Annotated in this window: 21 protein-coding genes and 1 pseudogene; 14 read left to right on the top strand and 8 right to left on the bottom strand. The window is 71.0% G+C overall.

All coding sequences use genetic code 11. The features are described from left to right. Entirely contained in the window at window positions 1–843 is an 843-nt protein-coding gene (narI, locus tag E7Y32_RS04240) for a respiratory nitrate reductase subunit gamma (protein ID WP_146336026.1), read from the top strand. Between the two features lie 48 nt (window positions 844–891). Continuing rightward, window positions 892–2,112: a nitrate/nitrite transporter gene (locus tag E7Y32_RS04235; protein ID WP_146336025.1), complete on the top strand. Its 1,221-nt coding sequence runs from the start codon at window positions 892–894 to the stop codon at window positions 2,110–2,112. A 31-nt stretch (window positions 2,113–2,143) separates the two neighbouring features. Here the strand turns inward: E7Y32_RS04235 and E7Y32_RS04230 are convergent, their stop codons facing one another. Further along, window positions 2,144–3,454 (bottom strand): DUF445 domain-containing protein, encoded by a 1,311-nt coding sequence (locus tag E7Y32_RS04230; RefSeq protein ID WP_146336024.1) that lies wholly within the window; start codon window positions 3,452–3,454, stop codon window positions 2,144–2,146. Between the two features lie 50 nt (window positions 3,455–3,504). Between E7Y32_RS04230 and E7Y32_RS04225 the strand changes: the two genes are divergently transcribed. Together E7Y32_RS04225 and E7Y32_RS04220 are read left to right on the top strand one after the other, a co-directional pair. Beyond that, window positions 3,505–4,392, top strand: a complete 888-nt coding sequence (locus E7Y32_RS04225; protein ID WP_146336023.1) for a glycerophosphodiester phosphodiesterase family protein — start codon at window positions 3,505–3,507, stop codon at window positions 4,390–4,392. A 65-nt stretch (window positions 4,393–4,457) separates the two neighbouring features. Continuing rightward, on the top strand, window positions 4,458–5,135 hold the full coding sequence (locus E7Y32_RS04220; protein ID WP_146336022.1) for a DNA alkylation repair protein: 678 nt from the start codon (window positions 4,458–4,460) through the stop codon (window positions 5,133–5,135). Between the two features lie 11 nt (window positions 5,136–5,146). Here E7Y32_RS04220 and E7Y32_RS04215 read toward each other — a convergent pair whose 3' ends face one another. Beyond that, window positions 5,147–6,739 carry an ABC transporter permease gene (locus E7Y32_RS04215; protein ID WP_146336021.1) on the bottom strand — a complete coding sequence of 531 codons (1,593 nt, stop codon included), beginning with the start codon at window positions 6,737–6,739 and terminating at the stop codon, window positions 5,147–5,149. Further along, window positions 6,732–7,658 carry an ABC transporter ATP-binding protein gene (locus E7Y32_RS04210; protein WP_146336020.1) on the bottom strand — a complete coding sequence of 309 codons (927 nt, stop codon included), beginning with the start codon at window positions 7,656–7,658 and terminating at the stop codon, window positions 6,732–6,734. Before E7Y32_RS04210 ends, E7Y32_RS04215 begins: the two co-directional genes overlap by 8 nt. Window positions 7,659–7,781: 123 nt before the next feature. On the opposite strand from E7Y32_RS04210, the gene E7Y32_RS04205 reads away from it, so the two are divergent. The 4 genes from E7Y32_RS04205 (at window position 7,782) to E7Y32_RS04190 (ending at window position 9,641) form a co-directional block, all read left to right on the top strand. Next, the gene (locus E7Y32_RS04205; RefSeq protein ID WP_146336019.1) at window positions 7,782–8,234 is read left to right on the top strand and encodes a hypothetical protein; all 453 of its coding nucleotides are present in this window, start codon (window positions 7,782–7,784) and stop codon (window positions 8,232–8,234) included. Further along, a complete protein-coding gene (locus E7Y32_RS04200) occupies window positions 8,231–8,983 on the top strand; it encodes an AzlC family ABC transporter permease (protein WP_146336018.1) in 753 nt (250 codons plus the stop codon). Before E7Y32_RS04205 ends, E7Y32_RS04200 begins: the two co-directional genes overlap by 4 nt. After that, window positions 8,980–9,291: an AzlD domain-containing protein gene (locus tag E7Y32_RS04195; protein WP_146336017.1), complete on the top strand. Its 312-nt coding sequence runs from the start codon at window positions 8,980–8,982 to the stop codon at window positions 9,289–9,291. The genes E7Y32_RS04200 and E7Y32_RS04195 overlap by 4 nt, the downstream gene beginning before the upstream one ends. A 65-nt stretch (window positions 9,292–9,356) precedes the next feature. Beyond that, complete coding sequence (locus tag E7Y32_RS04190) at window positions 9,357–9,641, top strand: hypothetical protein (protein ID WP_146336016.1); 285 nt, start codon at window positions 9,357–9,359, stop codon at window positions 9,639–9,641. A 57-nt stretch (window positions 9,642–9,698) separates the two neighbouring features. Here E7Y32_RS04190 and E7Y32_RS04185 read toward each other — a convergent pair whose 3' ends face one another. The 3 genes from E7Y32_RS04185 to E7Y32_RS04175 all read right to left on the bottom strand — a co-directional run bounded on the left by E7Y32_RS04185 (window position 9,699) and on the right by E7Y32_RS04175 (window position 11,779). Continuing rightward, window positions 9,699–10,628 (bottom strand): NADP-dependent oxidoreductase, encoded by a 930-nt coding sequence (locus E7Y32_RS04185; RefSeq protein ID WP_146336015.1) that lies wholly within the window; start codon window positions 10,626–10,628, stop codon window positions 9,699–9,701. Window positions 10,629–10,689: 61 nt separating this feature from the next. Continuing rightward, window positions 10,690–11,106, bottom strand: coding sequence for a YkvA family protein (locus E7Y32_RS04180; RefSeq protein ID WP_146336014.1), 417 nt, complete (start codon window positions 11,104–11,106; stop codon window positions 10,690–10,692). Window positions 11,107–11,110: 4 nt separating this feature from the next. After that, the gene (locus tag E7Y32_RS04175) at window positions 11,111–11,779 is read right to left on the bottom strand and encodes a TetR/AcrR family transcriptional regulator (protein ID WP_146336013.1); all 669 of its coding nucleotides are present in this window, start codon (window positions 11,777–11,779) and stop codon (window positions 11,111–11,113) included. Between the two features lie 122 nt (window positions 11,780–11,901). On the opposite strand from E7Y32_RS04175, the gene E7Y32_RS04170 reads away from it, so the two are divergent. Next, a complete protein-coding gene (locus E7Y32_RS04170) occupies window positions 11,902–12,228 on the top strand; it encodes a thiamine-binding protein (RefSeq protein ID WP_146336012.1) in 327 nt (108 codons plus the stop codon). A 225-nt stretch (window positions 12,229–12,453) separates the two neighbouring features. On the opposite strand, the gene E7Y32_RS04165 is transcribed toward E7Y32_RS04170, so the two are convergent. Beyond that, a complete protein-coding gene (locus E7Y32_RS04165) occupies window positions 12,454–13,200 on the bottom strand; it encodes a lipopolysaccharide assembly protein LapB (RefSeq protein WP_261382532.1) in 747 nt (248 codons plus the stop codon). A gap of 156 nt (window positions 13,201–13,356) precedes the next feature. Beyond that, a pseudogene (locus E7Y32_RS16540) lies at window positions 13,357–13,416 on the bottom strand (hypothetical protein); the annotation flags it as partial. A gap of 397 nt (window positions 13,417–13,813) precedes the next feature. Here E7Y32_RS16540 and E7Y32_RS04160 point away from each other — a divergent pair. The 5 genes from E7Y32_RS04160 (at window position 13,814) to E7Y32_RS04140 (ending at window position 20,545) form a co-directional block, all read left to right on the top strand. Then, window positions 13,814–14,491 carry an O-methyltransferase gene (locus tag E7Y32_RS04160; RefSeq protein WP_146336010.1) on the top strand — a complete coding sequence of 226 codons (678 nt, stop codon included), beginning with the start codon at window positions 13,814–13,816 and terminating at the stop codon, window positions 14,489–14,491. Window positions 14,492–14,611: 120 nt separating this feature from the next. Next, window positions 14,612–15,688: an acyl-CoA dehydrogenase family protein gene (locus E7Y32_RS04155; RefSeq protein ID WP_146336009.1), complete on the top strand. Its 1,077-nt coding sequence runs from the start codon at window positions 14,612–14,614 to the stop codon at window positions 15,686–15,688. After that, window positions 15,682–17,061: a bifunctional PIG-L family deacetylase/class I SAM-dependent methyltransferase gene (locus tag E7Y32_RS04150; RefSeq protein ID WP_146336008.1), complete on the top strand. Its 1,380-nt coding sequence runs from the start codon at window positions 15,682–15,684 to the stop codon at window positions 17,059–17,061. Before E7Y32_RS04155 ends, E7Y32_RS04150 begins: the two co-directional genes overlap by 7 nt. Window positions 17,062–17,126: 65 nt before the next feature. Beyond that, complete coding sequence (locus E7Y32_RS04145; RefSeq protein ID WP_146338223.1) at window positions 17,127–17,861, top strand: glycosyltransferase family 2 protein; 735 nt, start codon at window positions 17,127–17,129, stop codon at window positions 17,859–17,861. Window positions 17,862–17,929: 68 nt separating this feature from the next. Continuing rightward, window positions 17,930–20,545, top strand: a complete 2,616-nt coding sequence (locus tag E7Y32_RS04140; protein ID WP_146336007.1) for a cation-transporting P-type ATPase — start codon at window positions 17,930–17,932, stop codon at window positions 20,543–20,545. Window positions 20,546–20,658: the final 113 nt, after the last annotated feature.

Below are 20,658 nucleotides of genomic sequence, written 5' to 3'. Positions count from 1 at the left end.
ATGCTTGCACTCGGAGCCGAACCCGGAGCAACCGCCGGACTCACCGCCCTGGACATCGTGCTCTGGGGCGTCCTGCCCTACGTCATGGTCGTTATCCTGGTGGGCGGGCTGGTCTGGCGGTACAAATACGACCAGTTCGGCTGGACCACACGGTCCTCCCAGCTCTACGAATCCCGTCTGCTGCGGATCGCCTCGCCGCTGTTCCACTTCGGCCTGCTCGCCGTGATCGCCGGGCACTTCTTCGGCTTGGTCATCCCGATGGCGTGGACCCAGGCCGTGGGCATGAGCCAGGAGTTCTACCATTTCAATGCCCTGGCCGTGGGCGGGATCGCCGGGGTGGGGACCCTCGGCGGGATCCTCCTGCTGATCTACCGGCGCCGCACCACCGGGCCGATCTTCATGGCCACCACCAAGAACGACAAGACCATGTACGTGGTACTCGCAGCGGCGATTGTGTTTGGCCTGTGGACCACCCTGGCCAGCGTTTTCGAGGGGGAACACGGGCACAACTACCGCGAGACGGTGGCCCCGTGGTTCCGCTCGCTGTTCATCCTCCAGCCGGACATCGCGGCGATGGCGGCGGCGCCGTTCTCCTTCCACCTGCACACCCTGGTGGGCATGGCGCTGTTTGTGATCTGGCCGTTCACCCGGCTGGTCCACGCCTTCACGGCCCCGTTCCATTACCTCTTCCGGCCCTACATCGTGTACCGCTCCCGTGACCGTGACCGTGACCGCGGCCGCGGCGGGGCCAGCGCCGGTGCCCCCGCGCGGCCTTCCACCCCCGCCGCCCGCCGTGGCTGGTCCGCCGTCGGCACCCGAGACCGGGACACCCGGAACCGGTGAGTTGCCGGCGCTGGTGACCCAGCCCCGCTGAATCGAAAGGACAACACGATGGCCGGAGCTACCCCGTCCGCAGCCGCCCCGGGCGGCCGGACGCTCAACCTGGTGCTCGCCACCGCCGCCTCCGTGGCGGGTTTCTGGGCATGGAATTCGGTGGCCACACTGGGGGCCTTCTACACCCAGAACCTCCAGCTCAACCCCGCCACCACGGGCATCCTCGTCGCGATGCCGGTGTTCGTCGGCTCGCTGGGGAGGATCGTCGTCGGCGCCCTGACGGACAAGTACGGCGGCCGCGCCATGTTCAGCTTCGTCCTGCTGGCGGCCATTGTCCCGATCCTGCTGGTGGCACTTGGCGGCACCCTCCGGTCCTTCGCGCTGGTGCTCGGCGCCGGGCTGCTTCTCGGTGTGGCCGGAACTGTCTTCGCCGTCGGCATCCCCTTCGTCAGTGCCTGGTACGAACCGTCACGGCGCGGCTTCGCCACCGGGGTGTTCGGCGCAGGGATGGGCGGCACCGCCCTGGCGGCGTTCCTGAACCCGCGGCTGGTCGCCTGGATCGGGTACTTCCCCACGCACCTGCTGATCGCGGCGGTCCTGGCCGTGATGGCCACGCTGGTCTGGTTCCTGATGAAGGAATCGCCCGGCTGGAGCCGGAACAACGCCCCGGTGCTGCCCAAGCTGCTCGACGCCGCCAGGACCCCGGTGACCTGGAAGATGTGCTTCCTCTACGCCGTCGTCTTCGGCGGATTCGTGTCCTTCGCCACCTACCTGCCCACCTACCTGCGCGATGTCTACAGTTTCGATCCCAGCGCCGCGGGTGCCCGCACCGCCGGGTTTGCGCTGGCCGCGGTGCTCGCGCGCCCGCTGGGCGGCGTCCTCGCGGACCGGTTCGGCCCCAAGCCCGTGGTGGTGGTCTCTCTCGCCGGCGTCGCCGTCCTGGCCTGGGTGGTGAACCTGCAGCCCGACGGCGACGTGCCTGCCGGCCTGACGTTCGTCGCCATGGCGGCGGCCCTGGGCCTGGGCACCGGCGGCGTCTTCGCCTGGGTCGGGGTGCTCGCCCCGGCGGGCAAGGTCGGCAGCATCAGCGGAGTGGTCAGCGCCGCCGGCGGCCTGGGCGGCTACTTCCCGCCGCTGGTCATGGGCGCCACCTACGACGCCGCGACGCACAGCTATTCGATCGGGCTGCTTTTGCTAGTGGTCACGGCGCTCGCGGCGCTGGCATTTACGGTGTTCGCCCTGCACGGCCGGTCCCGGGCGAAAGTCGCGCCCGCCTGACCCGCCCGGCCCGCTCTTGCAGGGGAAGGGGTCAGCCGAAGACCAGGTGCGCGGCGGTGAAGATGGCGAGCCCGGCCAGCGCCCCCACCACGGTGCCGTTGATCCGGATGAACTGCAGGTCCTTGCCCACCTGGAGTTCGATCTTCTCCGAGGTCTCCTGGGCGTCCCAGCGGGCCACGGTATCGGTGATCACACCGGCGATGTCCGCCCGGTAGTTGTTCACGAGGTACCCCGCGGCGTCGCCGATCCAGGTGTTCACCTTGCCGGCCAGTTCCGGGTCGACCACCAGCCGGGTGCCGAAGTCGTGCACGGCGGCCTTGAAGCGGACGGTCAGCTCGCTGTGCGGATCGTCGACGGCGGCCAGCAGCGCGGCTTTGACCGTGCCCCACGTGCGGGAGGCGAGTTCGCGGACCTCCGGGTCGCCGAGCACCTGCGCCTTGACGCCTTCGGCGCGGGCGATCATGACCGGGTCGTGCTGCAGGTCCTGGGCCAGTTCTTTCAGGTACTTGTCGATCGAAAGCCGGACCTGGTGCTGCGGATCGGCCTGCACCGCGTGGGTGAACTTCAGGATCTCCACATAGACCTTGTCGCCCACCAGGCCGTCCACGAAGGTGGGCACCCAGGCGGGGGAACGGTCTGTGACCAGCCGGTTGACCGTCTCGTGGTTGTCCCGGACCCAGTCCACGGTGCGGTCCACCAGCAGGTCCACGAGCGCGTGGTGGTGGCCGTCCTCGAACACCCGCTCGGCGAGCCGGCCCACCGGCGGTCCCCACGGCGGAGCCAGCAGGTGCCGGCGGACCATGCCCTCGATGACGGCCTGGACGTCGTCGTCGTTGAGCACCGTGAACGCGCCGCGGATCACGGCGGCGCCCTCCTTGGCCACCCGCTCCGCGCCGCCAGGGCCGGAGAGCCAGGCGCCGACCTTCCGCGCGACGTCCACGCTGGCCAGCTTCTCCTTCACCACCTGCTCGGAGAGGAAGTTGGTTTCCACGAATTCGCCCAGTGACGCCCCGATCTGGTCCTTCCGCCGGGGGATGATCGCGGTGTGCGGGATCTTCAGGCCCAGCGGGTACTTGAACAGAGCCGTGACGGCGAACCAGTCCGCGAGGGCGCCCACCATACCGCCCTCGGCCGCGGCCCGGACGTACTCGAGCCACGGGTACTGCTTCTGCAGGGCGAAGGCCACCACAAAAATGACCGCCATGCCGATCAGCAGCGACACCGCCAGCAGCTTCATCTTCCGGAGCGCCGCAGCCTTTCCAGCGTCCCCGGCGGAGAGCCGGTGTCCGGCCCCGGCCGCAGGGACGGCGGGGCGGGCGGGTCGTTCAGTGTTCACCTGCATGTCCCCAGCCTAGCCGCGCATCCGTAACCGGCGTCCGCTAACGTGTCAGCATGACAATCGAGGAGCCCTCCGCCGCCCGCCCGCTGGTCTACGCCCACCGGGGCGCCAGCGGAGCCTTCGCCGAGCACACCCGCGCCGCGTACCTGCAGGCGATCGCCGACGGCGCCGACGGCGTCGAGTGCGACGTCCACCTCACCCGCGACCAGCACGCGGTGCTGCTCCACGACGCCAACCTGGACCGCACCTCGGACGGCACCGGCCCGGTCGCGGACCGGACGCTGGCGGAGCTGCGGCAGCTGGACTTTTCCTCGTGGAAAGGCGCCCGGATTCCCGAGGAATACGGCGCCCTCTCCGAACAGTTCCTGACGCTCCCGGAGCTGCTGGACATCCTGCGCGGGGCCGGCCGGGAGATCGGGCTGGCGATCGAGCTCAAGCATCCCAGCCCGTACCAGCTCAAGCTCGAAGACCGGGTCCTGGCCCTGCTCGAGGCCGAGGGCTGGGACCGGGCCACCTCGATGCTGGACAACATCCGGGTCTCGTTTATGAGCTTCAGCCCCGACTCGGTGAAGCACCTGCTCAAATCTGTGCCGGCCGCAGCCATCTGCCAGCTGGTAGACGACGTAAATGTGGGGGAAATCCGGGAGGAACTGGGCCTCGGTGCGCTCACCGGCGGCGCGCTCGCCAACGTCCTGAAGGCCGCCCAGACCGAAGGGGAGCGGATCCTGGACGACTGCGAGGTGGGCCTGGCCGGACCCGGCATCTCCTACGTCCGCGGGCATGCCCGCACCGTCCGGCGCTGGCTCGCCTCCGGCCGCCGCTTCCGGGTCTGGACGGTGGACTCGGCGGACGACGTGGAACTTTGCCGGGAACTGGGCGTCCAGGAGATCACTACCAACCGCCCCGCAGAGGTACGCGCCCAGCTGCTTGCTTCGCTGTAGGGGCACTGCCGCCACGCCCGGTTCAGTCGTAGGCTGGCTCTCGAAGCGACGGACAGGAGCCCGGGATGAACGAGACGACTTCGACCCAGTCGGTGGCCGAGGTGATGGCTGAGCTGGCCACGCTCGAGGACCCGAAGGTGCGCCTGGTGAACGAGAAGCACGGTGATGATCACGGTGTGAAGCTCAGCGAGCTGCGCGCCATCGCGAAGCGGTTGAAGACGCAGCAGGAGCTGGCCACCCGGCTGTGGGATACGGGGGAGACCCCGGCGCGGCTGGTGGCCATCCTTATCTGCCGCCCGGCTGCGTTCAGCCCGGACGAGCTGGACGTCATGCTGCGTGCGGCCCGCATCCCGAAGGTGCACGACTGGCTGGTGAACTATGTGGTGAAGAAGAACCCCCACAACGAAAAGCTGCGCCTGCTGTGGTTCTCCGATCCGGATCCCGTAGTCGCGAGTGCAGGCTGGGCACTGACCACCGAGCGGGTAGCGAAGAATCCGGTTGGCCTCGACCTCGGCGGACTCTTGGACACCATCGAGACGCAGATGAAAGATGCCCCGGACCGCCTGCAGTGGGCGATGAACCACTGCTTGGCCCAGATAGGAATCGAGCACGCCGAACACCGCGCCCGCGCCATCGGCATCGGTGAGCGCCTCGGCGTGCTCAAGGACTATCCGACTCCGCCCGGCTGCACGTCGCCGTTCGCGCCCATCTGGATCAGCGAGATAGTGCGTCGGGCCCGCTAACCCCACGGCCGCTAGGCGGCAAGATCCCGGCGCCGCCAGCCGAGGTAGCCCAGCGCTGCCAGCCCGACGGCGGCGGCGGTCAGGCCCACCAGTGCCGGCACCGCGTCGGCGCCCACCGGCAGCAGCGGTGAATGCCGGAACGGGGAGAGGTCCATCAGCCACTCGGGGGCATTCCAGAGCACGCCGAACTCGCCCAGCGCCACGAAGGCAAGGAGTACGCCCCAGACCGCCCCCGCCAGCCGGGGCAACCAGCCGAACACCGCCAGTGCCACCCCGGCCAGCACCCACGCCGCCGGGATCTGCGCGAGGGAGGCGACGGTGGAGCGGCCCACCAGGCCCGGGTCCTGCATCGTCGCTGCGGCGCCGACGCCGATTGACACCCCGGCGAGCGCCATCAGCACCGCCATGCCGGCCAGCGCGAAGGCGAAGTGGCTGCTGGCCCAGCGGGACCGCGTGGTGGCGGTCCCCAGCAAGGCCTCGGTGTGGCCCGCCGCTTCCTCGCCGCGCAGGTGGTTCACCGCCGACACGCCGTACGCCGCGGCGAGCAGGCCCATGATGCTGATCTCCGCGGCCAGGAAGGCGTCCCGCAGCGCTGAGGCGCCGCCGATCAGCTTGATCAGGTCCTGGGCGTTGGGAGAACTGAGCATCTGCTCGACGTTGCCCACGAGGGACCCGATCACGATCCCGAAGACGACAAACGCCACGGCCCACGCCAGCCATACCCGGTGCTGCAGGCGCACCGCCAGGGCCCACACTCCGGTTACCGAACCAACCGCGGGCCCCGGCCGCTCGTCCCGCAGCCCGGCGCCCAGGTCCCGGCCTGACCGGAGGCCGAACGCGGCCGGGATGAGGACGGCACAGAGTGCCAGCGGCAGCGCCAGCACCCACCAGTGGTCCCCGGCGAACGCCCGGATCTGTTGGTTCCAGCCGATGGGCGAGAGCCAGGACAGCACCGACGGCCCAGGTTCGGCCAGGTCCCCGACGGCCCGCAGACCGTAGGTGACCGCAATGACGCCGACGCTCAGCCCGGTGGCGGCGCGGGCGCTCGCGGTCAGCTGCGCCGCGACGCCGGCCACGGCGCTGAACGCCATCCCGGTGGCGGCCCAGCCGAGGCCGAAGGCCAGCGACCCGGCGGCCGGCAGTCCGCCGGAGGCCAGCGCGGCGGCGGAGAGCAGCCCCACGCCCAGGCTTGCGCCGAAGCCGATGCTGAGCGCGGCCGCCAGCGCCGCGTCGCGTCCCAGCCGGCCGCCGCCGAGGAGTTCCAGGCGTCCGCTTTCCTCATCGGCCCGGGTGTGCCTGATGATCAGGATGACCATCAGGACCGCGAGGATGGCTGTCATAAACGCGGTGTACTTGATCAGCGACAGGGCCCCGAGGGAGGCCGGATCGTAAATGCGCCCGAACATCGCCACCATCGACGCGGTGGCATTCAACGCGTTGGCGGCTTCAATGCGGCTTCCCACGTCCGGGTAGAGGTCCGCGCCGGCCAGCGCCGTCGAGTAGGCCACGACGGCGAAGCCGAGCACCCACACCGGCAGCAGCCAGCGGTCCCGCCGCAGCCCCAGCCGGAGGAGGACTCCGGTGCCGGCCAGCGTCTCAGGCACGGCCGGCTCCCGCCGCGACAGAGCCCCCGGCGTTGTCGCCGGAACCATAGTGCCGCAGGAACAGGTCCTCCAGCGTCGGCGGCTGGCTGGTGAGCGAGCGCAGCCCGGCCGAGGTCAGGGCCTGCAGGAAGGGGCCCAGCGCCGAGGGATCCACCTGGGCGCTGACCCGGTGGTTGGCGACCACCACATCGTGCACCCCGGGCAGCAACTCCAGCCCGTCCGGCACGGTGCCGACGTCGGCCGTGACGGACGTGCGGGTCAGGTGCCGCAACTGCTCGAGCGGGCCGGTCTCCACAACGCGGCCGGCCCTGATGATGCTGACCCGGTCGGAGAGCGCTTCGGCTTCGCTGAGGATGTGGCTGCTGAGCAGCACCGTGCGTCCCTGCACCCGGAGCTCCCGGACGCAGCCGCGGAAGGCGTCCTCCATCAGCGGGTCCAGTCCGCTGGTGGGCTCGTCCAGCAGGAACAACTCCGCGTCGGTGGCCAGGGCGGCGACCAGCGCCACCTTCTGCCGGTTGCCCTTGGAATAGGTGCGGGCCTTTTTGGTGGGATCCAGCTCGAACAGCTCCAGCAGCCGGTCCCGTCGTGCCCGGTCCTGGCCGCCCTGCAGCCTGCCGAGGAGTTCGATCACCTCGCCGCCGGTCAGGTTGGGCCACAAGGACACGTCGCCGGGAACGTACGCCAGCCGGCGGTGCAGCGACGCGACGTCGCGCCAGGGGTCGAGCCCCAGCACCCGGATGGATCCAGTGTTGGCCCGCAGCATGCCCAGCAGCAGCCGCAACGTGGTGGACTTGCCGGACCCGTTGGGGCCCAGGAAGCCGTGCACCTCGCCGGCGGCCACCTCAAAGTCCAGGCCGTCGAGGGCGGTCACGGCCCCGAACCGCTTCACGACGCCGGTCATCTCCACGACACTGCTCATAGTCACCAAGGTACGCCCGGGGGCCCCCGGCGGACCCCCTGCGGAAAGTCCCGTTTTCGCAGGCCGAACCCCAGATTACGGACCCGGTTACCGGCCGCTCCGCCGCTGTGGTTGCATGGTTCCATGCCTTTTCGCTGGTCCTCCCGGGCAACCCAGACGCTCTCCGCGGCCGCCCTGGGCGGACTGCTGCTGGCCAGCGCGGCAAAACACTTCCGCGACCCCGGCTTCTTCGCCCCGGTGGTCCCGGACTACCTGTGCCGCGACGACTCCGGCAGCCGGCCCAACGGGCCCCTCGCCGTGCTGTCCCGCGAGGAATGGATCGCGGCCAGCGGGCTGCTGGAGGCCGGCGCCGCCGTCGGACTGCTGATCCCGCAGACCCGCCGCGTGGCCGCCGGCGGCGTCACCGTCCTGTTCACCGCCTTCCTCGCCGGGCACCTGCACGCGCTCCGCACCGCCTACGGGCCCGCCGGCACACCCGGGCAGCGGCGCGTCCACAGCCTGCGCCTGCCGCTGCAGGCCCCGCTTATCGCGTGGGCGTGGAGCCTGTCCCGGCGCGCCCTGAAACGCCTACGGTGAGGCTGGCACAATCCCCGGCCGTCCGGGTGGGGCTCTCCATCAGCATCGCCACCGGCCTCTACGGCGTGTCCTTCGGGGCGCTGTCGGTGACCTCCGGGCTCGACTTCTGGCAGACCATGGCGCTGAGCCTGCTGCTCTTCAGCGGCGGCTCGCAGTTCGCCTTCATCGGCGTCGTGGCCGGCGGCGGCTCGGGCGTGGCGGCGATGAGCGCAGCCACCCTGCTGGGCATGCGCAACGGCATCTACGGCATGCAGCTCAACGCGCTGCTCCAGCCCCGGGGCTGGCGCCGGTTCGCCGCGGCGCACGTGACCATCGACGAATCGACGGCCACCAGCACCGGCCAGACCGACCCGGCGGAGCAGCGCCGGGGCTTCTGGACGGCCGGGATCGGCATCTTTGTGCTGTGGAACCTCTTCACCGCCGTGGGGGCGCTGGCCGGGGCCGCCCTCGGCGACCCGAAGCAGTGGGGGCTCGACGGCGCGGCAGTGGCGGCGTTTCTCGGCCTGTTGTGGCCGCGGCTCAAGGGCCGCGAACCGGCCGCGATCGCCGTCGTCTGCGCCGTGGCCACGGTCCTGGCCGTGCCCGTTGTGCCGGCCGGGGTGCCGATCCTGGTGGCCGCGGCCGTGGCCGCGGCGGTGGGCTGGTTCAGCCATGGCCGCACCGATGAAGGCCTGGAACCCGATGTGGACCCCTACGCGGACCAGCACCGCGGCCATGAAAGCCGCCGCAGCCCGGGGGAGGCCTCATGACGCTCTGGCTGTGGCTGCTGCTCTCCTGCGTGCTGGCTTACGCCTGGAAACTGGTGGGGTACCTCTTGCCGGCCAGCCTGCTGCGCAATCCCCGGATGTCCCGGATCGCCGGGACCATGACCATCGGGCTGCTCGCGTCGCTGACGGTCCTGAACACGGTGGCATCCGGGCAGTCCCTGACGCTGGACGCCCGGCTCGGCGCCCTCGCCGCGGCGGCCGTCGCGCTGTGGTTCCGGGCGCCGTTCCTGATGGTGGTCCTGGCCGGGGCCGGCGCCGCGGCCGGTCTGCGGCTGCTCGGCTGGAACTGATGCGCCGTGCGGCGTTCAACGGTCTTTAGCCCTTAGCGCGCCGGGGCGTCCGGTGGGAGCATTGGATGATGACCCACAATGATGCTCCGAACAGCGCTGCGCCCGATCCGGCGGATCCGGACGCGGCGGATCCGGACACGACCCCGGACTCGGCTCCGGACGCCGCCAAGGCGCACCACAAACCGCACGAACACTTCGTTTCCCCAGGCGCCGAGTCCACCCGGGAGATGCGCGAAATGGCGCGGCGCCGCCGCGAGTCCGAAGAGAAGTTGCAGCAACACCTGCAGGAGGCGGCCCAGCACGTGCACGAAGCCAAGGAAAAGCCGCAGGACGAGCAAGGCGACAGTTGACTGGTGCGGCCCCAACGGTTGCGGGCGGCCGGGAGACCGGCCGCCCGCAGTCAGGCGTCAGGCGTCCCCGTCGACCTTCACGACAATCTTGCCGCGCGTGTGCCCACCCATATTGAGCCGGAAGGCATCGGCGGCCCGCGCCAGCGGGAAGGTATCCGCCACTTCCACCCGAAGACCGCGCTCGTCGACCAGGTTGGCGAGCTGCTGCAGATCGGCGCCCAGCGGATTGACCCACATCCAGGTGCCGCCGTGCTCCTCCACCTCGCTGTCCGCGATGGAGGCGTGCCGGCCGCCGGGGGCCAGGACGGCCAGCGTGGCGTCCAGGTTCCCGCCCACGAAGTCCGCGACGACGTCGATGCCTTCGGGGCGCAGGGCGCGCACCCGGTCCGCGAGGCCGTCCCCGTAGCTGACCGGCTCGGCCCCGAGGGAGCGCAGGAAATCGTGGTTCTTTTCCGAAGCGGTTGCGATCACCCGGGCGCCGAGGGCGGCCGCAATCTGAATGCCCAGGGAGCCGACGCCGCCGGCGCCGCCGTGGATGAGCACCGTCTCGCCGGCCACGAGGCCAAGGCGGGTGAGGACCTGGTAGGCCGTCAGGCCCGCCAGCGGAAGGCCGGCGGCCTCGTCCCAGCCCAGGGACGCTGGCTTGCGGGCCACGAGCCGTTCCGGCAGGGCGATGTATTCGGCGAAGCTGCCGCCGTGGACGTAATCCTTGCGGCCGTAGGAGATGACTTCATCGCCGGGTTTGAAGTGCGGCGCGTCGATGCCCACCGACTCGACGACGCCGGCCACGTCCCATCCTGGGATCGCCGGGAACTGCAGGTCCATGGCGGCGTCCAGGTAGCCGGCCATGATCTTCCAGTCCACCGGGTTCACCGCTGCTGCCTTGACCTTGACCAGGACCATGCCCGGCCCGACTTTTGGCAGGGGTTGCTCCGTCAATTCGAGGACGTCGGGGCTGCCGTATTCGCTGTAAGTGATCGCCTTCATGCAATGCTCAACGGCTCCGTGGAAGGGGCTATTCCGCAAAACGCCAGCCGCGTGGGGCAGCTCACCGGGCGGCGCCGAGGCCCGCCAGTTTCAGGATCAGCCCCAGCCCCTCGGGCGTGCCGGGCCAGTGCCGTGCCACGGCCGACTCGCCCGCCCTGGCAACCACGGAGCGCAGCACCAGGGCGACGATGACGACGTCGTCGGCGTAGCCGATCACCGGCACGAAGTCGGGCACAAGGTCGATCGGGGAGAGCAGGTACGCCAGCAGGAGGGCCAGCCGGATGCGCACCCCCGCCGCGACGGTGCGGTCGGCGATCAGCCGCCGGATCAGCCGGAGCAGGTCCGGCAGCAGCCGCAGGGCATCTTTCATGGTGACCGTCTCGGGGTGGCGCCGGGCGTAGCCCCGCAGCAATACCAGCAGCGCAGCGTAGACCAGCAACAGGCCGCCGATCACGCCGGCAACGGTTTCCCATGTCATGGGATCAACGGTACGGGGTCCTGGAGGTTGTGCCGTAGCCGAGGCCGAACGCGGTGCCGTACGCAGTTCCCGGCACCAGCGACTGGGGTGGCAGCGGCCGATCGGGCCGTTCGTCGCGGATGGCGTCCTCGAGCAGGGCGACCGGGCGGCGCCAAGCATCCGAGCCGGCCTCCATGGTGTCCACCACACCGATCAGCATGGCCAGCAGCCGGATCATGTCCGTCATGGAGATGTCGCTGCGCAACGTGCCCTGGCCCTGCCCGCGGCCCAACAGCACGGCCACCGACTCGATCAGGTCCCCGGTGATGCCGGTCAGCACACCGCGGCGGCCGGCCACCGCGCCGAGGAGGTTGGCTTCGTCGCTGGCGACCCCCATCAGGGCCTCCACCACACGGAACAGGCCTTCCGCGGCGTCCTTGCCGGCCAGGGCCTCTTCGATGACCGGGTTGACCCGCAGTTTCAGCTGCTGGTGCAGGGCCGCGAGGACGAGTTCCTCTTTGTCGGCGAAGTTCCGGAACAGCGTGGCGGGGCCCACCCCGGCGGTGACCGCAATGGTCTGCAGGGGGACCTCGGGGCCGTGTTCGCGAAAGCACTGGCGGGCCGCGGCAATGATCTTGTTGACGTTGCGCGCGGCGTCCGCACGGAGCGGCCTGCGGTCTACTCCCCGGTTCATTTGCTCAGGGTAGCAACGCGGAGGTGGAGGAAACCTGTTACCGGCCGGTACGCCCCTTTGTGACGTGTCGGACCGCGGATCCGGCCCCGGGCGGGCTCCCTCGGGCGTGACAGACTGGAGCCATGTTGCTTGCATTTTCTGTCGCCCCTTCCGGCCGGCCCGCGGGTGCCCCCGCCGGATCAGATGCCGACGACGCCTCGGTCCACAACGCCGTCGCCGAGGCCGTACGGATCGTCCGGGAATCCGGGCTGCCGAACAGGACAGACTCCATGTTCACCACGATCGAGGGGGAGTGGGATGAGGTGTTCGACGTCGTGAAGCGGGCCACCGAGGCCGTGGGCCGCTTCGGCAGCCGCGTCTCCCTGGTCATCAAGGCCGACATCCGCCCCGGCTACACCGGCGAACTGACCGGCAAACTGGACCGGCTGGAGAAGGCCCTGGGCGAGTAGCGCCTGGGCGGCGGGCGCCGGCCGGCCTCGCGGGCTGCGTCTATAGCCAGGTCGCCGAGTTCACGACTGCCTTGACGAAGACCCGGACGTCTGCCCGGGGCCGCCGCCCGCGTCGCCGCACTGGTCAGCGGTGTCCGCGGCGCGGACGCCCGTGTGCAACGCATGGCGTTTCACTGGCGTGCGCTGGGCGCCATCATCCTTCGTCGTAGCGGTCTCGCTCTGGGATCAATCTTGAATATTGGCGAGGTGTTCGCGGAGTCCGGGGTAGGCGCTGTTGTCGGACAAGACCTTCTCGAAGTCCTTGCGGGCCAAGCCACGCTTGCCTTCACCCAGGTACGTCAGGCCCCGCTCGATCAATGCCCTCTGGCGCAGTTCCGCAGGGCGGGACCTTACACGCAGGGCTTCCTTGAATGATTCACGGGCTGCGTCAAAAAACCCCTGTTCCCGGAAGGCAATGCCACGCTGAATAATTAGGAACGCCGCCGAATCGTCTTCGTTTGTCAGCCCCTCGGTGAGCTCCACGACCTCGTCCCAGCGTCGCTGCTCCGCGTACAGCTCGGCCAGAGACACTGCGGTGACGGTGCTCGGCTCGAGCTGCTCCACGACTTCGACAGCGGCGGGCAGGTCACCGGCTTCTTGATGCAACTCCGCGAGCATGAGCCCGATGAAGTCGCGGCCTGGAGCGAGCATCACGTCAATGCCATCCGCGATGGAAAGCCCGAAGGCCGCAGAGGGTAAGTACTTTTTGATAAATCCATCGCTTGCCGGGTCATACCCAGTGCTGAACAGCCACGAGAAGAGAGCGATTGCGCGCTGCATGTCGCCGGCGGGCACCGAATCGAGCGTTGCTTCAAAGAGCGCCGCCAAGGACCGTGCCGCGTCGTATTCGGAACCAATCCGTGCCAGTGCCTTGGGGTCGGGCTGTCCGATGAGCGCCTTGTGCAACTCCTTCTCCCATTTGGGGGCAAACATGCCGGGGACGGGCGCCTTCGCGACAGGTGTCGGCCGAATCGGAACAGTGGGACGGGGTGCCGGTTTCCGCCCGGCCGGCGAGGAGAGGGTCTTGGTGTGGGAGATGCCGGAACCGGGGATGCCTAATGTCCGCGTGACTCGACCCGACGAGTTGGCGGAGATGCGCGCACCTTTGACGCCGGCGCTGAGACCGACGCTCCGTGGCGTCACGGTCATCCGTATCCCTGGCGCGACCTTGAATGACTTGCGGACCCTGAAACCCATATCTACCCCCCTGATGCGGCGCCGAGGTGATCGCCGGCTGCAGGGAAAGTATAAGCGTCACCGTTGCGAACGGACGGGACGGTCGGAGGACAATCGGAGCTTTGGCGGTTTCGGCCATCGGTGGGTTCAAGCCCGTCTTAGCGTGTCCCGCAGGGGGCTCCGTTACCGGGCCCTTCCAGCGGGGCTCGTCAACGGCGGAGCTGTATCCAAAACCACCCCGAGCTCTGATTCGATCATAGGTTCGGCTTGTGTCCGGTCGGAGATTCCCTATCGGGCGGCCGCAGCCTCGCCCGCGGGCGCCGGGCGCCGGCCCTACCGCCCGGCGGCACCAACTGGAAGACTGGGCCGCATGATCGAGCATCAGCCCACGTCCCGCTGGATCGCCGTCGAGGAGTACCTCTCCGGCGTGGTGGTCCGGCCCGATCAATCGCTGCGGCACGCGGTGGAAGCCGCCCTGGCGGCGGGAATGCCGCCCATTGAGGTCGCCCCGAATGCCGGGAAGCTGCTGAAGCTGCTGGTCCGGCTCGCCGGCGCCCGCCGGGTCCTGGAGATCGGCACCCTGGCCGGGTTCAGCACCATCTGGATGGCCCAGGGCCTGCCCGACGACGGCCGGATCGTCACCTGCGAATACCTGCCCCGGCACGCCGAGGTGGCCCGCGCCAACCTCGACCGGGCCGGCCTGGGTCACCTCGTTGACGTGCGCGTGGGCGCTGCCCTGGACACGCTGCGCGAACTGGAAACCGAGGACGCCGGACTCTTCGATTTCGTCTTTATCGACGCCGACAAGGAAAACAACCCCCACTACCTGGACTGGGCCATCCGGCTGGGCCGGCCCGGCACCACGGTGGTGATGGACAACGTGGTCTGGGAGGGCGCCGTTTTGGAGCCCGCCCTGGACCCCGTCAACGCCCCGGGGATCGTCGCGGCGCTGCAGATGATGGGGGAGGACCCGCGGCTGGACGCCACCGTGATCCAGACGGTCGGGTCCAAGGGCTGGGACGGCTTCGCGCTTGCCCTCGTGCGGTGACGGTACGCCCCCGATCGGCGAAGTGCTAAGTATGCTTAGATTTACCCGGCGGCGGCTTCGGCCGACAGCCATTGAAACGAACAGCACCAGGCGTACTTCGCAAAGGACACAGGCCACCGAATGAACGCGACCCAGGACACCCGTCCTCCCCGCGCTGTGCGGATCAGCTCCACCCCGGATGAACTTGCCGGGCTCGGGCCGCTGCTGGAAGCCGCCGCTGCCGGCGTCGGGGACGTCCCGGCCCTGCTGGCCCTGGCCAAGGATCTGGGGCAGACCGCCCCCAAACCCGGTTCAGGCCGGACCGCCTTCCTCTGGGAAATCCTCGCCTCGGTCACCGCCGTCGACGTCGCCGCCGGCCGGATTCTGGAGCCGCACCTCGACGCCGCCGCCATCCTCGCCCAGGCAGCGGGGGCCGGGGGCACCGTCCCGTTTGCCGGGACGTGGGGGGTCTTCGCCGCCGAGGCGCCGGGGCTGACCTTGGACGCGAAGGACGCCGGCGGCGCCGTCGTCCTGCAGGGGTCCAAGCCGTGGTGCTCCATCGCCGCGCAGCTCGACCACGCAGTTCTCACCGCGCACGTGGAGGGCGGCGGCCGCGCCGCCTTCGCCGTCGACCTGCACGACGCCGGGGTCAGCTTCGCCGATCCGCACTGGAGAAGTCGGGGCCTGCGCGAAATCCCCAGCGGGACCGTGCACTTCGACGCCGTCCCGGCCGTGCCGCTCGGCGGCACCGGCTGGTACTACCGGCGCCCAGGCTTCGCCTGGGGCGGTATGGGGGTCGCCGCGTGCTGGCTCGGCGGCGCCGTCGCCGTGGCCCGCAGCTACGCGGACGCGCTCAAGACGGCGGCCGACGGCGGCCGCGAACCGGACCAGCTGGCCCTGGCACACCTCGGCGAAATCGACCGCACGCTCTCCGGCCTGCTGCACTACCTCGCCCGGACCGCGTCCCGGATCGACGCCGGGGAACTCTCCGGACCCGGCGCCTGGAGTGAGGCGCTGCGCGTCCGCGGCAGCGTGGCCGCCGCCGTCGACCGCATCCAGGCGCTGGTGGGCCAAAACCTCGGGCCCGGCCCGCTGGCTTTCGACGAACCCTACGCCAAACGCATGGCCGACCTCGCGCTCTACGTCCGCCAGCACCACGCCATGCGCGACGACGCCCAGCTCGGGGCCTTGACCTTCAAGGGGGACCACCCATGGTGAGCTTCACGCATCACGACGCCGGGACGCCCGAGGCCGACTGGGCCCGCAGCGGCGTCGCAAGCCTGCCGGAACTGCCGCTGGACGCCGCGGAACTCGCCGCCACGGCGTTCATCGTCCTGGCCGCCCACCCCGACGACGAATCCCTGGGCGCCGGCGGACTGATGGCCCGGCTGCACGGGCTTGGCGCCGAGGTGCGGGTACTGCTGTGCACGGCGGGGGAGGCCTCGCACCCCGGTTCGCCCAGTACCACTCCCGATGAGCTGTCCGCCCTGCGGCTGCGCGAGTTCGCCGGTGCGCTCGGCCAGCTCGTCCCGGCCGCCGACTGGCGCTACCTCGGGCTCCCGGACGGACAGCTGGCCGGGCACCGGGAGCAAATCCTGGCCGCCATCGGCGACGCCGTGGCAGCCACCGGACGGCCGGCCGAGCGGATCGTGTTGGTGGCGCCGTACCGGCACGACGGCCACACCGACCACGACGCTCTGGGCGCCGCGGCCGCGGAGGCAGCCGCGGCGGCCGGCTACGGGCTGCTGGAATACCCGGTCTGGTACTGGCTCTGGGCCGGCCCGGGGCATCCGGCCTGGCAGCCGTGGCAGCGGCTCCCGCTGACCCCGGCCGAGGAACAGGCCAAGGCGCAGGCCATGGCCGCGCACACCTCCCAGGTCCGGGCACTCTCGGACCGGCCGGGGGACGAAGTGCTGCTCCCGCCGGCGTTCCTGGAGCATTTCTCCCGGCCCTGGGAAACCTTCGCCTGGCAGGCGCCCGCTCCGCACGCAGGCGCCGGACCCGGCTACGCCGCGGCGGACGCCGAGGGCCTCTTCGACGCCGTCCACGCCCGGGACGAGGATCCCTGGGACTACACCACCAGCTGGTACGAGCACCGCAAGCGCGCGCTGACGCTCGCGGCCCTCCCCGCCCGGAGCTTCACGGCCGGGTTGGAGATCGGCTGCTCGATCGGCACCCTGAGCGTGGACCTCGCGGAACGCTGTGGGAGCTTCCTGGCCGTCGATGCCAGCAGCGCCGCCCTGGCCCATGCCACCCGGCGCCTCGCGCACCTGCCCGCCGCGCGGACCCGCCACCTCACCGTCCCGCAGGACTGGCCGGAGGGGGCGTTTGACCTGATCGTGGTCTCCGAGGTGGGCTACTACCTCGCGCCGGAGGAACTGGCGGCCCTGTTCGACCGCGTGGAAACCGCCCTGCTGCCCGGCGGCACGCTGGCGCTCTGCCACTGGCGGCACCCGATCGACGGCTGGGAACTCGACGGCGACACCGTCCACGCCGCCGCCCGCCGGCAGCTTCGCTGGGCCGACGCCGGCCTCTACCGGGAGCGCGACTTCGTGCTCGAAATCCTCCGCGCGCCGGAGCCGCTGCCGTGAGCGGTCCGGCCGGCGCCGCCGGGACCCCGCAGCGGCGCCCCGGCATCGACGCCGTCGCCGTCGTCATGCCCGCCCACAACGAGGACCAGCACCTCGGGCAGGCGCTGCGGGCAGTGCAGCGCGCCGCCGACGAGCTGCAGCGGCAGCGGCCCGGGATCGCCGTCAGCGTGACCGTGGTTCTGGACAGCTGCACCGACAGCTCCGCCGCGATCACTGCCGGATACGCCGACGCCGACCCGCGCTTCAGCGCCCTTGAGGTCCGGCTGCGCAGCGCCGGCGCGAGCCGGGCGGCGGGCATCCGCAACGCTGTGCTGGGCGGCCGGCGGGCACCGGGCCAGCGCTCCCGGCCGGCGCCCTGGCCAGGCCGGACCTGGATCGCCAACACCGACGCCGATTCCCAGGTCCCGGTCAACTGGCTGGTCCGGCAGCTCGAGTTCGCGGAGGCCGGAGCCGACGCTGTGCTCGGATCGGTGGAACCGGACCCCGTGGGAATGGATCCGGAGCTGCTGCGCCGCTGGCTGGAGCGCCACCCCTTCGAGGAAAACCACCCGCACATCTACGGCGCCAACTTCGGCGTCCGGGCCTCCGCCTACCTGGCCGCCGGCGGCTTTTCCCAACAGGAGTCTCACGAGGACCGCACCCTCGTCCAGGGCCTGCGCAGCCTCGCGTTCACCGTCCTCGCCACGGACAGCATGCGGGTGCTGACCTCCGGGCGGACCCAGGCGCGGGCGCCGCAGGGCTTTGGCGCGTACCTGCGCGCGCTGGGGCGGCAGCGGCCGCCCGCCGCCACCGGCAACTGAGCCCGGCACCCGGCCTGGGTGACCTTTGGCCCTAACCGGCCCTGCCGGCCAGGGGCATCCTCGGAAGCATGAGCTACGCGCCCGGGATTTCCGGGCTCAGCTCCGCGGAAGCTGCCCGGCGGCTGGAACGGTCCGGGCCCAACCGGCTGCCCCAGGTCCGTGGGGTCCCCGGCTGGCGGCGGCTGCTCGCGGAGCTGACCCACTTCTTCGCCGTGATGCTCTGGGTGGCGGCCGGGTTGGCGTTCGTCGCCGGGATGCCGCAACTGGGTGTCGCCATCATCGTGGTGATCATCGTCAACGGGGTGTTCGCCTACATCCAGCAGGAACGCGCCCAGCACGCCGCCGCCAAGCTGCGCGAACTGCTTCCAGCCATGGTCTCGGTGCGCCGCGACAACCGCGTCGTCAAGGTGCACACCACCGAACTGGTGCCCGGCGACGCCGTCGTGCTGGTGGCCGGGGACCGGGTGCCGGCGGACCTCAACCTGGCCCTCGCCGCCGGCTGCCGGGTGGATGAATCGATGCTCACCGGCGAAAGCGAACCGGTCACCAAGGGTCCGGGCGACACCGCGTACGGCGGGACCTTCCTGGTCATCGGCACGGCCGAGGGCGTGGTCGCCAGCACCGGAGGCCAGACCAGGCTTGCCGAGATTGCCGCGCTCACCGGCAAGGTCGAGGCGCCGCCGAGCCCGCTGGCCCTGGAACTGCAGCGGATTGTCCGGATTGTCGCCGCCGTGGCCTTGGGCATTGGCGCGCTGTTCTTTGTCCTTTCGCTGCTGGTGGGCATCTCCTGGCGGGACGCGTTCCTCTTCGCGATCGGCGTGGCCGTGGCGCTGGTGCCCGAGGGCCTGCTGCCTACCGTCACCCTCTCGCTCGCGATCGGCGCCCAGCGGATGGCCGCCCGCAACGCCCTGGTGCGGAACCTGCAGGCTGTTGAGACGCTCGGCTCCACCACCTTCATCTGCACGGACAAGACCGGGACCCTCACGCAGAACCGGATGAACGCCGTCGAAGTCTGGACACCCGCCGGGTTGCTCGGCATCAGCGGCCAGGGCTATGGGCCGGAAGCGGACGTCACCGGCGACGGCAGTGGGGTACCCGGGGCCTCCGCGTTCCAGGCGGGGCAACGGCTCAGCGCCGCCGCGCGCGCCGCCTCGGTGGGCCGGGCCGTGCCGCACGAGGGCCAGTGGATCGCCGAGGGCGACCCGATGGAAGCCGCCATCGACGCGCTCGCCACCCGGCTGGCCGGACCGGGCGTCCGCGCGGAGGAGCCGGCGCCGTCGCACCGCTTCGCGTTCGACCCCCGCCGGCTGCGGGAGTCCGCCGTCGTCGGCACCACACTCTTCGTCAAGGGAGCCCCGGAGTCCGTGATCCCCCTCTGCAGCGGCCACGGCGTCGAGGACGGCACCGGGCCCGCACGGGGGATGGTAGACCAGATGGCCTCGCGCGGGCTCAGGGTCCTCGCGGTCGCGCAGCGGAGCCTGCCGGGCCCTCCGGACGCCCACAGCAAACCCGACGAGCTGGAGACCGGGCTGACGCTGCTGGGCCTGATCGGCCTGCACGATCCGCCCCGCGCCGAGGTCCGGCTCTCGCTGCAGGCGGCCCGCGAGGCCGGCATCAAGGTGGGCATGGTCACCGGCGACCACGCCTTCACGGCCGCCGCCATCGCCCGCGAAACGGGCCTGATCGGGTCCCCGGAGCTGGTGCTGGAGGGCCACACCCTGCCGGAGGACGACGAGGTCCTGGCGGCGCTGCTGGACCGCGACGGCGTCGTGGTCAGCAGGGTTTCGCCCGAACAAAAGCTCCGGGTGGCCAGGTTGCTGCAGCACCGCGGCCACGTGGTGGCCATGACCGGCGACGGCGTCAACGACGGCCCCGCGCTGCAGCAGGCCGACATCGGCGTCGCCATGGGCCGCAGCGGCACCGACGTAGCCCGCGAGGCGGCGGACCTGGTGCTGCTGGACGACGACTTCGCCACGATCATCGCAGCCGTGGAGCAGGGCCGTGCCACCTACGCGAACATCCGCCGCTTCCTGACCTACCACCTGACGGACAACGTCGCCGAGCTGACGCCGTTTGTGTTCTGGGCCCTCTCCGGCGGGCGGTTCCCGCTGGCGCTGAGCGTGCTGCAGATCCTCGCTCTGGACATCGGCACCGACCTGCTGCCGGCCCTGGCCCTCGGCAGCGAGGCGCCCAGCAAGGGGGCCCTGAAGCGGCCGCCGGAACGCCGCCACCTGATGGACCGCGCCCTGATCGTCCGGGTGTTCGGGCTGCTCGGTCCGGTGGAGGCGCTGCTGGAAATGATCGCCTACACGGCCGTGCTTTTCGGCGCCGGCTGGAGCCCGGGAGCCGAGCTGCCGGCGTCGGACGCGCTGATGGCCGCCTCGGGTGCCGCGTTCACCACCGTGGTCCTGGGCCAGCTCGCCAACGCCTTCGCCTGCCGCAGCGCCACCTCCCCGCCCTGGCGGCTGGGCTGGTTCACCAACCGGCTGCTGCTCTGGGCCGTGCTGGCGGAGCTGGGCCTGCTGGCGGTCTTCCTGTTCCTGGGTCCGCTGGCGGCCCTGTTGGGCCACGCCCCGCCGACTCCCGGCGGCCTGGCCGTGGCGCTCGCCGCGATTCCCGCCGTCCTGCTGGCCGACTCGCTTTACAAGGCGGCCCGGCACCGCAGGACGGGCGCCGCCGCCTAGGGCCGGCGCCTCGCCCCGCCTCGCCCCGCCTCGCCCCGCCTAAAAGGTCCAAAGACTCTGACCCCGCGCCGCGCCTGGCAGCAGGATCGGAGAATTGGCGGACCAACACCTGA

This window comes from Arthrobacter sp. UKPF54-2 (assembly GCF_007858535.1).
Lineage (GTDB): Bacteria > Actinomycetota > Actinomycetes > Actinomycetales > Micrococcaceae > Arthrobacter.
The sequence above is the reverse complement of the archived record's forward strand: the minus strand, read 5'-3'. Positions and strand labels throughout refer to the sequence as shown.

Excerpts from the sequence above, each read along its gene's own strand:
- E7Y32_RS04145 (WP_146338223.1), top strand. The coding sequence starts at position 17,127 with ATGCCCGCCCACAACGAGGACCAGCACCTCGGGCAGGCGCTGCGGGCA.
- E7Y32_RS04225 (WP_146336023.1), top strand. The coding sequence starts at position 3,505 with ATGACAATCGAGGAGCCCTCCGCCGCCCGCCCGCTGGTCTACGCCCAC.
- E7Y32_RS04190 (WP_146336016.1), top strand. The coding sequence starts at position 9,357 with ATGATGACCCACAATGATGCTCCGAACAGCGCTGCGCCCGATCCGGCG.
- E7Y32_RS04150 (WP_146336008.1), top strand. The coding sequence starts at position 15,682 with ATGGTGAGCTTCACGCATCACGACGCCGGGACGCCCGAGGCCGACTGG.
- E7Y32_RS04195 (WP_146336017.1), top strand. The coding sequence starts at position 8,980 with ATGACGCTCTGGCTGTGGCTGCTGCTCTCCTGCGTGCTGGCTTACGCC.
- E7Y32_RS04155 (WP_146336009.1), top strand. The coding sequence starts at position 14,612 with ATGAACGCGACCCAGGACACCCGTCCTCCCCGCGCTGTGCGGATCAGC.
- E7Y32_RS04170 (WP_146336012.1), top strand. The coding sequence starts at position 11,902 with ATGTTGCTTGCATTTTCTGTCGCCCCTTCCGGCCGGCCCGCGGGTGCC.
- narI (WP_146336026.1), top strand. The coding sequence starts at position 1 with ATGCTTGCACTCGGAGCCGAACCCGGAGCAACCGCCGGACTCACCGCC.
- E7Y32_RS04140 (WP_146336007.1), top strand. The coding sequence starts at position 17,930 with ATGAGCTACGCGCCCGGGATTTCCGGGCTCAGCTCCGCGGAAGCTGCC.
- E7Y32_RS04185 (WP_146336015.1), bottom strand. The coding sequence starts at position 10,628 with ATGAAGGCGATCACTTACAGCGAATACGGCAGCCCCGACGTCCTCGAA.
- E7Y32_RS04180 (WP_146336014.1), bottom strand. The coding sequence starts at position 11,106 with ATGACATGGGAAACCGTTGCCGGCGTGATCGGCGGCCTGTTGCTGGTC.
- E7Y32_RS04175 (WP_146336013.1), bottom strand. The coding sequence starts at position 11,779 with ATGAACCGGGGAGTAGACCGCAGGCCGCTCCGTGCGGACGCCGCGCGC.
- E7Y32_RS04210 (WP_146336020.1), bottom strand. The coding sequence starts at position 7,658 with ATGAGCAGTGTCGTGGAGATGACCGGCGTCGTGAAGCGGTTCGGGGCC.
- E7Y32_RS04220 (WP_146336022.1), top strand. The coding sequence starts at position 4,458 with ATGAACGAGACGACTTCGACCCAGTCGGTGGCCGAGGTGATGGCTGAG.
- E7Y32_RS04165 (WP_261382532.1), bottom strand. The coding sequence starts at position 13,200 with ATGTTTGCCCCCAAATGGGAGAAGGAGTTGCACAAGGCGCTCATCGGA.
- E7Y32_RS04230 (WP_146336024.1), bottom strand. The coding sequence starts at position 3,454 with ATGCAGGTGAACACTGAACGACCCGCCCGCCCCGCCGTCCCTGCGGCC.
- E7Y32_RS04235 (WP_146336025.1), top strand. The coding sequence starts at position 892 with ATGGCCGGAGCTACCCCGTCCGCAGCCGCCCCGGGCGGCCGGACGCTC.
- E7Y32_RS04160 (WP_146336010.1), top strand. The coding sequence starts at position 13,814 with ATGATCGAGCATCAGCCCACGTCCCGCTGGATCGCCGTCGAGGAGTAC.
- E7Y32_RS04205 (WP_146336019.1), top strand. The coding sequence starts at position 7,782 with ATGCCTTTTCGCTGGTCCTCCCGGGCAACCCAGACGCTCTCCGCGGCC.